Source organism: Acidocella sp. C78, from assembly GCF_907164655.1.
In genome coordinates this window covers 1-12,005 of record NZ_CAJQZK010000076.1, presented here as the reverse complement: position 1 = coordinate 12,005, position 12,005 = coordinate 1, and the positions used below count along the sequence as shown (strand labels likewise).

Annotated in this window: 11 protein-coding genes and 2 pseudogenes; 10 read left to right on the top strand and 3 right to left on the bottom strand. The window is 69.8% G+C overall.

Features of this window, described 5'->3' with window-relative positions; translation table 11 throughout:
* The first annotated feature begins 61 nt into the window (after positions 1-61).
* Positions 62-832 carry a 3'(2'),5'-bisphosphate nucleotidase CysQ gene (gene cysQ, locus ACIDOCELLA78_RS89840; RefSeq protein WP_201728842.1) on the top strand — a complete coding sequence of 257 codons (771 nt, stop codon included), beginning with the start codon at positions 62-64 and terminating at the stop codon, positions 830-832.
* Between the two features lie 9 nt (positions 833-841).
* On the opposite strand, the pseudogene ACIDOCELLA78_RS89835 reads toward cysQ, so the two are convergent.
* Positions 842-1,737: pseudogene (locus tag ACIDOCELLA78_RS89835) on the bottom strand (ROK family protein).
* 85 nt (positions 1,738-1,822) lie between these two features.
* Here ACIDOCELLA78_RS89835 and ACIDOCELLA78_RS89830 point away from each other — a divergent pair.
* From ACIDOCELLA78_RS89830 to ACIDOCELLA78_RS89810, 5 genes are read left to right on the top strand one after another with little or no spacing between them, the layout of a single operon-like run.
* On the top strand, positions 1,823-2,101 hold the full coding sequence (locus ACIDOCELLA78_RS89830; RefSeq protein WP_201728841.1) for a sulfurtransferase TusA family protein: 279 nt from the start codon (positions 1,823-1,825) through the stop codon (positions 2,099-2,101).
* A gap of 27 nt (positions 2,102-2,128) precedes the next feature.
* Positions 2,129-3,058 (top strand): histone deacetylase family protein, encoded by a 930-nt coding sequence (locus tag ACIDOCELLA78_RS89825; protein ID WP_201728840.1) that lies wholly within the window; start codon positions 2,129-2,131, stop codon positions 3,056-3,058.
* A 38-nt stretch (positions 3,059-3,096) separates the two neighbouring features.
* Positions 3,097-3,363 (top strand): exodeoxyribonuclease VII small subunit, encoded by a 267-nt coding sequence (locus tag ACIDOCELLA78_RS89820; protein WP_201728839.1) that lies wholly within the window; start codon positions 3,097-3,099, stop codon positions 3,361-3,363.
* A complete protein-coding gene (locus tag ACIDOCELLA78_RS89815) occupies positions 3,360-4,265 on the top strand; it encodes a polyprenyl synthetase family protein (protein WP_201728838.1) in 906 nt (301 codons plus the stop codon). The genes ACIDOCELLA78_RS89820 and ACIDOCELLA78_RS89815 overlap by 4 nt, the downstream gene beginning before the upstream one ends.
* A gap of 10 nt (positions 4,266-4,275) precedes the next feature.
* Positions 4,276-5,238 carry a glycosyltransferase family 2 protein gene (locus tag ACIDOCELLA78_RS89810; protein WP_201728837.1) on the top strand — a complete coding sequence of 321 codons (963 nt, stop codon included), beginning with the start codon at positions 4,276-4,278 and terminating at the stop codon, positions 5,236-5,238.
* Between the two features lie 13 nt (positions 5,239-5,251).
* On the opposite strand, the gene ACIDOCELLA78_RS89805 is transcribed toward ACIDOCELLA78_RS89810, so the two are convergent.
* Positions 5,252-6,877: an acyl-CoA synthetase gene (locus ACIDOCELLA78_RS89805; RefSeq protein ID WP_201728836.1), complete on the bottom strand. Its 1,626-nt coding sequence runs from the start codon at positions 6,875-6,877 to the stop codon at positions 5,252-5,254.
* A gap of 204 nt (positions 6,878-7,081) precedes the next feature.
* Here ACIDOCELLA78_RS89805 and ACIDOCELLA78_RS89800 point away from each other — a divergent pair, with 204 nt between their 5' ends.
* The 4 genes and pseudogenes from ACIDOCELLA78_RS89800 (at position 7,082) to ACIDOCELLA78_RS89785 (ending at position 11,157) form a co-directional block, all read left to right on the top strand.
* On the top strand, positions 7,082-7,732 hold the full coding sequence (locus tag ACIDOCELLA78_RS89800) for a hypothetical protein (RefSeq protein ID WP_201728835.1): 651 nt from the start codon (positions 7,082-7,084) through the stop codon (positions 7,730-7,732).
* A gap of 110 nt (positions 7,733-7,842) precedes the next feature.
* Complete coding sequence (guaB, locus tag ACIDOCELLA78_RS89795) at positions 7,843-9,342, top strand: IMP dehydrogenase (RefSeq protein WP_201728834.1); 1,500 nt, start codon at positions 7,843-7,845, stop codon at positions 9,340-9,342.
* Positions 9,343-9,345: 3 nt separating this feature from the next.
* Positions 9,346-10,599: pseudogene (locus tag ACIDOCELLA78_RS89790) on the top strand (RsmB/NOP family class I SAM-dependent RNA methyltransferase); the annotation flags it as partial.
* A 24-nt stretch (positions 10,600-10,623) separates the two neighbouring features.
* Entirely contained in the window at positions 10,624-11,157 is a 534-nt protein-coding gene (locus tag ACIDOCELLA78_RS89785; RefSeq protein WP_201728896.1) for a GNAT family N-acetyltransferase, read from the top strand.
* Here the strand turns inward: ACIDOCELLA78_RS89785 and ACIDOCELLA78_RS89780 are convergent.
* Positions 11,150-12,005 (bottom strand): tyrosine recombinase XerC (locus ACIDOCELLA78_RS89780; protein WP_201728833.1); only part of this gene is annotated, 856 nt, incomplete at its 5' end. The two genes, ACIDOCELLA78_RS89785 and ACIDOCELLA78_RS89780, sit on opposite strands and share 8 nt — an antisense overlap.

Genomic DNA, 12,005 nt, shown 5'->3' with positions numbered 1-12,005 from the left:
CGTCGCGATCCAGCATGCCCGCCAATTTGGCGTTTTCCAAGCCCCGCGATATCAGGCGTCCATGAATGACAGTGAATTGCTCGAACTCGCCGCCTCGCTGGCCGAGGACGCGGGGCGTGAAATCCTCGCCGTCCGCGCCGGAGGCTTCTCGGTCGATCGCAAGGCCGACGAAACCCCGGTCACGCTCGCCGACATGCGGGCCGAACGGCTGATCGTCGATGGTCTGCGCCGCGCCGCGCCCGAAATTCCGGTGATCGCCGAGGAAGAGGTCGCGGCCGGGCGGCAGACCGATCCGGGCCGGCGCTTCTGGCTGGTCGATCCGCTCGACGGCACGCGGGAATTCGCCGCGGGGCGCGACGAGTTCGCCGTCTGCATCGGGCTCGTGGTCGATGGGCGGGTTCGTCTCGGCGCGGTTGGCGCGCCGGCGGAGGGGGCGGTGTATGGCGGGATCGTCGGGCAGGGGGCCTGGCGGCAGAACGGTGCCGGGCGGCATCCGATCGCGGCGCGTACGCCGCCGGACGAGGGGATTACCGTCTATGCCTCGCGCCATTATGCCGACGATCCGCAACTCGCCGCCTATCTTGCCCGCTACAAGGTGGCGCGGCTGACCAATATCGGCTCGGCGCTGAAATTCTGCCGCCTTGCCGAGGGGGTGGCGGATTTCTATCCCCGCCTCGGCCGGACCATGGAATGGGACACCGCGGCGCCGCAGGCGGTGCTGGAAGCGGCGGGCGGCCGGGTCGTCACCATGGCGGATGAAACCCCGCTGCGCTACGGCAAGGCGGGGTTCGAGAACCCCCACTTCCTCTGCTTCGGCCGCGCCGACGGCTGAAGACCCGGCTCAGGGCGCTGGCCAGAGCCAGGCCGCGCCCCGCACGCCCGAGGAATCGCCGTGCTTGTTGCGGACTACCGGCGTGTCGAACGTGTCGCTGATGATGTAGGGTTTCATCAGTTCCGGCAGGTCGGTGTAGAGGTGATCGAGATTGGACAGCCCGCCGCCCAGCACGATCACGTCAGGGTCGAGGATATTGACGATCATCGCCAGGCCCCGGGCCAGCCGCTCGGCATGTGTCGCGAGGGCGCGAACGGCGCGCTCCTCGCCGGCGGCGGCGCGCGCCGGCAGCCGGCCGGCGTCGCGCGCGCCCGGCCCGTCCGCCTCGGCGGCAAGGGCGGGGCCGGCGATGTAGGTTTCGAGACACCCGGATTTGCCGCACCAGCACCGGCGCAGCGGCATTTCCTCCATTCGAGGCCAGGGCAGCGGGGTATGTCCCCATTCGCCGGCGATGTGGTGCCGCCCTTCGAGCACCTTGCCATCGACGACGATGCCGCCGCCGCAGCCGGTGCCGATGATCACGCCGAAGACGCAATGCGCGCCGGCACCGGCGCCGTCCGCCGCCTCGCTCATCGCGAAACAGTTGGCGTCGTTCGAGACGCGGACGGGCCGGCCGAGCTTCGCTTCGAGGTCCTTGTCGAACGGGTTGCCGTTCAGCCGCTCGGAATTGGCGTTCTTGACGAGGCCGGTGGCCGGGCTGATCGTTCCGGGAATGCCGATGCCGATACCGTGCGCGGTGCCGAGCTTCGCCTCGGCCTCCCGCACGAGATCGGCAATGGTCTCGATCGTGCGGCCGTAATCCTGGGGGTCGGGACGCGCATGCGATGCGCGAGAGACCCGTCCGGCATCAGCGCCGCGATCTCGATTTTGGTCCCGCCCAGGTCGATGCCGATGCGATAGGTCATGATCTGTCCCGTCCGTTGCGTTCCGCGCCTCTATCACGCCATTGGGCCTATTGCTCAAGAGGCGGCGAGGCGTCACCATGTTGCCATGGCGGACAGACAGCTCGACGCGCGCTATCTGAAAGGGCCGATGCCCGTGCTGAGGGCGGCCCGGGAGCTGCGCAGCCTCGCCCCCGGAACCCGGCTGCGCGTGCTGGCGACTGATCCCGGCACCGTCGTCGATTTTCGCGATTTCTGCCGCGATGCAGGGCATGCCCTGGTCTCGTGGAGCGAGGTGAAGGGCTTGTTCAGCTTCACCATTCGAGCGGCGGGCGCCGCGCGCGAGGCCGCGCCCCATGAAACGGCGCCGCGCGGTCCGGCAAAATGAGGAAACGCCTGGGGAGAAACAAGAAAAATGTCCGTTGCGCTGATCACCCACCCGGCCTGCTTCGAGCACGATACCGGCCCGCACCATCCTGAGCGTCCGGCAAGGTTGCGCGCCGTGCTCGGCGCGCTGGAGACCCCCGAATTCCAGCATCTGCTGCGCGAGGTGGCGCCGGAAGCGCCGGAGTCGGCGTTGCGGGCCGTGCATCACGATGCCTATGTCGATTCGATTCTCGCGAAATTGCCGGCTGAGGGCGAGACGGTGCATCTCGATGCCGACACGCTGATGAGCAGCGGCAGTCTTGCCGCGGCGCTGCGCTCGGCCGGCGGCGCGATGCGCGGGGTTGACGCGGTGATGGAGGGCTGGGCGCGGGCCGCCTTCGTCGCCACGCGCCCGCCCGGCCATCACGCCGAACCCGACCGGGCGATGGGGTTCTGCCTGTTCGCCAATGCCGCGATCGCCGCGCATCATGCCCGCGCGCACGGCCTTCGGCGCATCGCCGTGGTCGATTTCGACGTGCATCACGGCAACGGCACCCAGGCGATGTTCGAGACCGACGCCGATCTGTTCTACGCCTCGTCGCACCAGTTTCCATGTTATCCCGGCACTGGCCGGCCTTCCGAGCGCGGCGTTGCCGGCAACATCGTCAACGCGGTGCTGCCGCCCGGCTCCGGGTCTGACGCCTTCCGCGCCGCCTGGCAGGAGACGCTGATACCGGCATTGGAGCGGTTCGCGCCGGAACTGCTGATCATCTCGGCCGGGTTCGATGCGCACAAATTCGATCCGCTCGCCGAACTCAATGTCGAAACCGCCGATTTCGCCTGGCTGACCGAGTCGCTGGTGGGCGTCGCCGACCGGCATTGCGGCGGCAGGGTGGTCTCGCTGCTCGAGGGCGGCTACGACCTCGATGCGCTCGCCGCCGGCACCGCCGCCCATGTCCGCGCCTTGATGCGGCACTGATCCGGCGCTATCGCGGGGAAAACTTGGGAGTTTCGATCATGGCCGCAGCCAAGCCGGATGCCGGCGTCCCCGATTCGGGCCCGGACATCGACAAGATGTCGTTCGAGGATGCCCTGGCCGAGCTCGAGCGCATCGTGCGCGGGCTTGAAACCGGGCAGCAGAAGCTGGAGGACGCGATTGCCGCCTATGAGCGGGGCAGCCGCCTGAAGCAGCAATGCGAGGCTCGGCTGGCCGAAGCGGAGAGCCGTGTGCAGTCGATCGTCGCGCGGGCCGATGGCGCGCTCGCGCTGAAGGACGACCAATGAGCGCCGCCGGGCCGGAAGCCGCGCTCGCCGCGGCGCTGCGGGATGCCGCCGCGCTGATCGAGACCGAGCTGGACGTGCTGCTGCCCTTGCCGGACGGCGAGGAGCGGCCGCTGGTCGAGGCGATGCGCTATGCGGTGCTCGGCGGCGGCAAGCGGATGCGCGGGTTTCTCGTGATCGAGACAGCGCGGCTGTTTTCGGTCAACCTCACCTGCGCGGTGCGGGTGGCCGCCGCGGTCGAGATGCTGCACGCCTATTCGCTGGTGCATGACGACCTGCCGGCGATGGACGATGACGACCTGCGCCGTGGAAAGCCATCCTGCCACAAGGCGTTCGACGAGGCGACCGCGATCCTCGCCGGCGATGCGTTGCAAACCCGGGCCTTCGAGGTGCTGGCCGAGCCGGACACCCATTCCGACCCCGAGGTGCGCTGCGAGCTGGTGCTCGCCCTTGCGGCGGCCTCCGGCGCGCGCGGCATGGTCGGCGGCCAGATGATCGACATCGTCTCGGAAGGAAAGCAGCTCGAACCGCCGGTGATCACCCGCTTGCAAGCGCTCAAGACCGGGCGGCTGATCCAGTTCAGCGCCGAGGCCGGTGCCATTCTCGGCCGCGCGCAGGGGCCGCAGCGGCATCATATCGCGGGGTACGGGCGGGATCTCGGTGCTGCGTTCCAGATTGCCGATGACATTCTGGACGAGGAGGGCTCTGATGCAAGCCTCGGCAAGACCGCCGGCAAGGATGCGGCCCAGGGCAAGGCGACCATGGTCGCGGTGATGGGGATCGAGCGCGCGCGCACCCATGCGGCGCATCTCGCAAGCCAGGCCGCCGCCTATCTCGACAGTTTCGGCGCAAAGGCCGACCTGCTGCGCGCGCTCGCCGCCTTTACCGTCAGCCGCCGGAGCTGACCGGCGGGCGATGCGGATCGTCATCGCCAGCCGGATCCTGAACGAGGAGGACATTGTCGAGGCGTTCGTGCGCCACAACGCCGCCTTCGCGGCGCATCTGCTCTTCCTCGACAATGGCAGCACCGACCGCACGCTCGCGATCCTGCGGGCGCTGCGCGACGAGGGGCTGCCGCTCTCGGTGTTCCAGGCGCGCGCCGTGGGCTTTGATGAAGCGCGGGTGAATTCGTGGCTCTACGAGACCGCCGACGGGCTGCATCGGCCGGACTGGGTGGCGTTTCTCGACGTTGACGAGTTCATCGTCGCGGGTGGGGACGGGCTGGCGGCCTCGCTTGCGGGGGCCCGGGCACCGGCGGTGATGCTGCCGCTCGTGCATTATTTCGACACGATGGATGACGATCCCGCCGAGCTGGTGATTCCGCGGCGGATGCGCTGGCGCGCGCGGGAGATACCGCTGGTGCCGAAGGTCTTCGTGCGCGGCGGATTCGGTGCGCGCTGCGCGGTCGCGCCAGGCAATCATGGTGCGTCGGTCGACGGCGTTGCGCTGCCGCAGTTCAGTCTTGCCGGTGCCGCGCTCGCGCATTTTCCCCGCCGCTCCGGCTGGCACGACCTGCAGAAGAGCGGGATCGGCTGGCTCAAGGTGCTGGCCGCCGGCGGGCTGGCGGAGCAGGCGGGATATTCGGCGCATTACCGGGTGCCCTTCGAGCGGCTGCGCGATGCGCCGGCGAGCTTGCTGCGCGAGCCGGCTTATCTGGCCCAGCCGGTCGATCCGGTGCGGATGGTATGCGACCCGATCGATTATCGCGGCGGCGAACTGCGCCACACGGCGCCGTCCGATCCGGCGATGCGCGCGCTTGCCGCGGCGCTGCACCATGCCGAGGCGCTGGCTCGCGCCCACGGCCGGCTGCTCGACGAATCGGCCGAGGCGCGCGGCCTGGTCGCGCGATGGAACGGCGAGCGCGGTTTCCTGTTCTGACCGCGGCCGTGGCTCAGCCCGCCCGCGCGCGCTCGCGCAGCACGTATTTCTGGATCTTGCCGGTCGAGGTTTTCGGCAAGTCGCTGAACACGATTCGCTTCGGCGCCTTGAAATGCGCCATGTTCTGCCGGCAGAAGGCGATGATGTCCTCCGCCGTGGCGGTCATCTCCGGCCGCAGCACGACGAAGGCGCAGGGTACCTCGCCCCATTTGTCGTCCGGCGCGGCCACGACAGCGGCTTCCAGAACCGCCGGATGGCGATAGAGCACGGTCTCGATCTCGATGGTCGAGATGTTTTCTCCGCCGGAGATGATGATGTCCTTCGAGCGGTCCTTCAGCTCGATATAGCCGTCGGGGTGCATGACGCCGAGATCGCCGGTCGCGAACCAGCCGCCGGCGAAGGATTTTTCCGTTGCAGCCGGATCTTTCAGATAGCCCATCATGACGATGTTGCCGCGCAGGAACACCTCGCCCATCGTCATCCCGTCGGCCGGAACCGGCGCGCGGGTGGCCGGATCGGCGACCATCGCCCCTTCCTCGACCGCGTAGGTCACGCCCTGCCGCGCCCGCAGTGCTGCGCGTTCCGCCGCCGGGCTGCCGTTCCAGTCCTCCTGCCAGGCGCAGTAGGTGACCGGGCCGTAGGTTTCGGTCAGCCCGTAGACATGGGTGAGATCGACGCCGAGCCCTTCCATCGCCTCGATCACGGCGGCCGGCGGCGGCGCGCCGGCGGTCATCATCGCGACGCCGCGCCCGGCATAGACCGCGCGCTGCGGCTCCGGCGCGTTGATCATCATGTTCATGATCACCGGCGCGCCGCAGAGATGCGTCACCCCGTGGCGCTCGACGGCGGCGGCGATATTCGGCGCGTCGATCCGCCGCAGGCAGACATGCGTTCCCGCCAGCGCGGTGATGGTCCAGGGGAAGCACCAGCCGTTGCAGTGGAACATCGGCAATGTCCAGAGATAGACCGGGTGCTGGCGCATGTTCCAGGTGATGGCGTTGCCGAGCCCGTTCAGATAGGCGCCGCGATGGTGATAGACGACGCCCTTGGGCTTGCCGGTGGTGCCCGAGGTGTAGTTCAGCGCGATCGCCGACCATTCGTCATCGGGGAACCGCCAGTCGAACGCCGCCGTGCCGGTGGCGAGCAACGCCTCATATTCCATGATGCCAAGCCGCGTGCCGCCCGGCCCCTCGGGATCGTCGATGTCGATCACCGGCGGCGCGGCATCGCCGAGTTCCGCCAGCGCCGCGCCGATCACGGGAGCGAATTCGGTGTCGGTCAGCAGCAGCTTCGCCTCGCCGTGGCGCAGGATATAGGCGATGGTCGGGGCATCCAGCCTTGTGTTGAGCGTGTTCAGCACCGCACCCGCCATCGCGATGCCGAAATGCGCTTCGACCATGGCCGGGATGTTCGGCGCCATCACCGCGACGACGTCGCCCGGACCGATTCCCCGCGCGGCGAGCGCCGCGCCGAGCCGCTGGCAACGGGCGAAGGTTTCCGACCATGTGCGCCGGATCGAGCCGTGAACGACCGCCGTCCGCTCCGGCCAGATTTTCGCTGTCCGCGCAAGGAAGGACAGCGGCGACAGCGCCTGATAGTTCGCTTCGGTCTTTTCGAGGCCGGTGGTGAAATCGGTCATGGTGGTTTCCTCGGCTTGGCGGTTTGGTTGCCTTGAGGATATCAGCCGCCCTCCGGAGCCGCCATCCCGCCCGCGCGCGACGATGTGAACGGGCGGGGCGCGGATGATGCTGGACATGCGGGGGTGGGGCGCCAAGATCGCGGACGTGCGGCGCCAAGCCCGCCGGAGCCGAACCGCTGATCCCGCACTGGAGGAGTCACGCCGATGATTCGTTCGTTCCTGCCCCTTGCCGTGGCTATTCTGGCGATGCCGGCCGCCGCCCTTGCCGCGCCGCCCGCCGGGAATGTGCCCGCGGAAATTGTTGTCGTGCCCGTCGCGGTGGCGCCTGTGCCGGTGATGGCGATTCCGGCCGCCCCGGCCGCGCTGATCCGCCAGATCGACGAGATGCAGCGCGCGATGCAGGTTCGGATGCAAGCGCTGGGGCAGCTCGCCGCCAGCCCGCTGGCGCTGGTTTCGGCGATGGCGGGTCCCGGCGCGGTGCCCGGCGGCGTCACCCGGATCACGATGGCCCGCGCGGGGGACGGCGAGGGTGTGTGCAGCGAGCAGATGGCGATCGTGCCGGGGCGCGATGGCCGGATGCATGTGTTCGTTCGCCGCAGCGCCGGCTGCCCGCCGCAGGCCGCCGCCATGCCGGGCCACCCGCCGCAGGCGCTTCGCGGCTACCCGCCGCGGGCACTTAGCGGCTATCCGCCGCGGGCACTTAGCGGCTATCCGCCGCGGGCACTTAGCGGCTATCCGCCGCGGGCGCTTCACCCGCAGGCCCATCCGCGCCTGCCGGCGGACGCGCTGCCGCCGCCCTCGAAGACGATCGAGGCGGAGGATCTGGTTCCCGGCCGGGCGCACGCGGTCGGTTGAGGCCGCAAGCTCCGGTGGCGCGCGGTCTGCCCTGCGCCGCCGGCCTTGCCGGATCGGTGGGAGCCAGATAGTAGGGATCGCCAAGGTCCGCAAACCGGCAAGGACGCACCATGGCTCCCAGCAACGAACTCTCTCTCCCGCGCGGCGCAGACCGCATCACCGAGGCCTATGCCTTCGACGATGTTCTGCTCGTGCCCGGCTTTTCGACGGTGCTGCCGGCGGCGGCGGACACCCGTTCGCGGCTGACGCGCACCATCTCGCTCAACATCCCGGTCATTTCCGCCGCGATGGATACTGTCACCGAGGCGCAGATGGCGATCGCCATGGCGCAGCAGGGCGGCATCGGCGTGGTGCACAAGAACCTCTCGATCGAGGACCAGGCCGACCATGTGCGCCAGGTCAAGAAATTCGAGAGCGGCATGGTGGTCAACCCGCTGACCATCCATCCCGAGCAGACTTTGGCCGAGGCGCAGGCGCTGATGGCGCAGCACCGGATTTCCGGCGTTCCCGTGGTCGAGCGCGGCACCAATCGCCTTGTCGGCATTCTCACCCATCGCGACGTCCGCTTCGCGACCGACCCGGCCGCGCGGGTCCATGAGCTGATGACGCGGGACAATCTCGTCACCGCGCCGGCGAATGTCGCGCCCGAGGTTGCGCGGTCGCTGCTGCACAAGCACCGGATCGAGAAGCTGCTGGTGGTGGACGAGGCGTATCGCTGCGTCGGCCTGATCACCGTGAAGGACATGGACAAGGCCGAGGCACATCCGCTGGCCAACAAGGACGAGCTGGGGCGCCTGCGCGTTGCCGCGGCGACCGGCGTTGGCGAGGATGGAGCGCGCCGCGCCGAGGCGTTGATCGCGGCGGGTGTGGATGTCGTGGTGGTGGATACCGCGCATGGCCATTCCGAGGGCGTGCTGCGCGCGGTTGCCCGGATCAAGGAACGCTCGAACGCGGTTCAGATCGTCGCCGGCAACGTCGCCACCCCCGAAGCCGCCGCGGCGCTGATCGCGGCGGGGGCGGATGCGGTCAAGATCGGCATCGGGCCGGGCAGCATCTGCACCACCCGCGTGGTTGCGGGCGTCGGCGTGCCGCAATTCTCCGCCGTGATGGAAACCGCCGCCGCCTGCCACGCGGCCGATGTGCCGGCGATCGCCGATGGCGGCATCCGCACCTCTGGCGACGTGGTCAAGGCGCTCGCGGCCGGGGCCGACTGCGTGATGATCGGCTCGCTCCTCGCCGGCACCGACGAGGCGCCCGGCGAGGTGTTTCTCTACCAGGGCCGGTCATACAAATCCTATCGCGGCATGGGCAGCCTGGGCGCGATGGCCCGCGGCTCGGCCGACCGCTATTTCCAGCAGGACATCAAGGACTCGCTGAAGCTCGTGCCCGAAGGGATCGAAGGCCGGGTCGGCTACAAGGGGCCGATGGCCGGGGTGGTGCATCAGCTCGTCGGCGGCCTGCGCGCCGGCATGGGCTATACCGGCTGTGCGACGATCGCGGAGTTGCAGACCAAGGCGCGGTTCCGCCGCATCACCGGCGCCGGCCTGCGCGAGAGCCACGTTCATGACGTGGCGATCACCCGCGAGGCCCCGAATTACCGGCAGGACTGAGCCTTGACCCCCGCGGGCCGGCTGCAGGCGGCGATCGAGCTGCTGGACGCGATCGAGGCAGATCGCCGGCCGGCCGACGCCATTGCCAACGACTTCCTGCGCACCCGCCGCTTCATCGGCGGTGGCGACCGGCGCGAGATCGGCGAGATCGTTTGGTCGGTGCTGCGCGCCCGCCGCCGGCTCGGCTGGTGGCTGGAACGGGTCGGCGCCGAGGCGACGCCGCGCCTGCTCATCGCCGCCCTGCGCGTGCTCACCGGCATGCCGGCGCCGCGCGTCGCCGGGCTGTTCGGCGTGATGCGGTTCGCCCCGCCGCCGCTCGACGCCGCCGAGCGGCGCGCGCTCGACCGGCTCGACACTCATACGCTCGACCATCCGTCGATGCCCGAGGCAGTGCGGCTGGAAATGCCCGGGTTCGCGTTGCCGTTGCTGCGCGAGCGCTTCGGCGACAGGCTCGAGGCGGAATGCGCGGCGATGATGCAGCCAGCGCCGCTCGATCTGCGGGTCAACCTGCTCAAGGCCACGCGCGAGGCGGCGCTGGATGCTTTGGCGCGCACCGGGCTGAAGGCGGAGCCGACACGGCTCAGCCCGTGGGGCCTGCGCCTTGCCGGCCGGCAGAACGTGACGGCCGCCGCGCCGTTCCGCGACGGGCTGGTGGAAATCCAGGACGAGGGCAGCCAGCTCGTCGCCCTGCTCGCCGGGGCGCAACCGGGCATGCGCGTCGCCGATTACTGTGCCGGCGCCGGCGGCAAGACGCTGGCGATGGCGATGACGATGGCCAACAAGGGACACATCATTGCCTGCGATGTCTCCGCGCCGCGGCTCGACGGCGCGATCCGCCGGCTGCGCCGCGCCGGGGTGCACAATGCCGAGCGCCATCTGCTCGAAGCGGGCGACAAATGGGTGAAGCGGCAGGAAAAGAAATTCGACCGCGTGCTGGTCGATGCGCCCTGCACCGGTGCCGGCACCTGGCGGCGCAATCCGGATGCAAGGCTGAAGCTGACCGAGACCGATCTCGCCGAACTCACGGCCAAGCAGGCGGTGATCCTCGATGCGGCGCAGCGACTGGTCAAGCCCGGCGGCTGGCTGGTCTATGCGACCTGCTCGGTGCTGCGCCCGGAGAACGAGGCGCAGATCGAAGCGTTTCTGGCCCGGCACACCGATTTCGCCATCCTGCCGGTCACCGACGGATTGCCGCCTTACCTGCATGGCGACATGCTGCGCCTGTCCCCCGCGCGGGACGGCACTGACGGGTTTTTTCGCCTGCCGGATGGAGCGGCGCGGATGATCACCGTCCGCCGCGCCCGGACCGCGGATGCGCGCGGCATCGGCGCCGTGCATGTGGAGAGCTGGCGGAGCGCCTATGCCGGCGTGCTGCCTGAACCGGTGCTCACCGGCCTCTCGGCGCCGGACCAGGCAGGATATTACAACCGGGTGATCCGCAGCGGCGCCGTCGTGCATGTGGCCGTCGCCTCCGGTCCCGAACTGCCGGAAGCCGGCCGCCGCGGCGATGTCGTCGCCTTTGTGACCGGGCGGCGCCGCGGCGACGGCGTGGCCGATGCCGAAATCGAGACGCTCTACGTGCTCGACGATTTCCGCGAGCGCGGGCTCGGGCGGCAGCTGCTCACGGCGGCGCTGGCGCATCTTGCCGGACGGGGCTGCGCCTCGGCGATGCTGTGGGTTCTGGCCGACAACCCCGCCCGCTGGTTCTATGAGCGCATGGGCGGGCGGCGGGTGGCGGATGGCAGCGTCGAGGTCGGCGGGGTCGACGTGCCGCAGATCGCCTATCGCTGGGACGGGATCGAGCGCTTCATCTGATCCCCCTCGCGCGCGGATGCGCCGCCTGCCAGACATCCATCAGCCGCTCGGTATCCACCGCGGTGTAGCGCTGGGTGGTGGATAGGCTGGCATGGCCGAGCAACTCCTGGATCGCTCTGAGATCGGCGCCGTTGGCCAGCAGATGGGTCGCAAAGGAATGCCGCAGCGCGTGCGGTGTTGCGTGTTCGGGAAGACCGTTGAGCCGGCGGAACTCGCGCAGCCGGCGCTGCACCACGCCGGGATTGAGCCGCCCACCGCGCGCGCCGAGAAACAGCGGCGCATCGGGCGCGGAGGAGGGATGATGCCGCAGCCAGGCGATGATTTCCCGCCGAACCACCGGCAGCAGCGGCACGATCCGTTGTCGCCCGCCCTTGCCATGGACCGCCAGCGGCGCGCCGTCCGGCGGGAGATCGCCGATATCGAGCCCGAGCGCCTCGTGAATTCGCAGCCCGGCGCCGTAGAGCAGCGCCATCAGCGCCGTGTCGCGCGCCGCGAGCGCGGGGCTTGACGCATCGTCGCCGAGGCTTTCGACCACGGCGGCGGCATCCGGCGCGCTCAGCGCACGCGGCAGGGGGCGGCGGGATCTGGGTGTGCGCAGGAGGCCGGGCGCCTCGTTGACGATGCCATGGCGCCGGCGGAGCCAATGGAAGAAGCTGCGCACCGCGGAGAGTTTCTTCGCACGTGTCGCATTGCCGATGCCATCGGTGGCGGCCCTGGCCAGCCAGGACCGGAAATCCGCAAGGCTCAGCGCGGCGAGATCGGCGCCGGCCGGCTCGGCGCCGATATGTTGGCTGACGAAGCCGAGAAATTCGGCGAGGTCCGCGCCATAGGTCGACACCGTGAGGGCG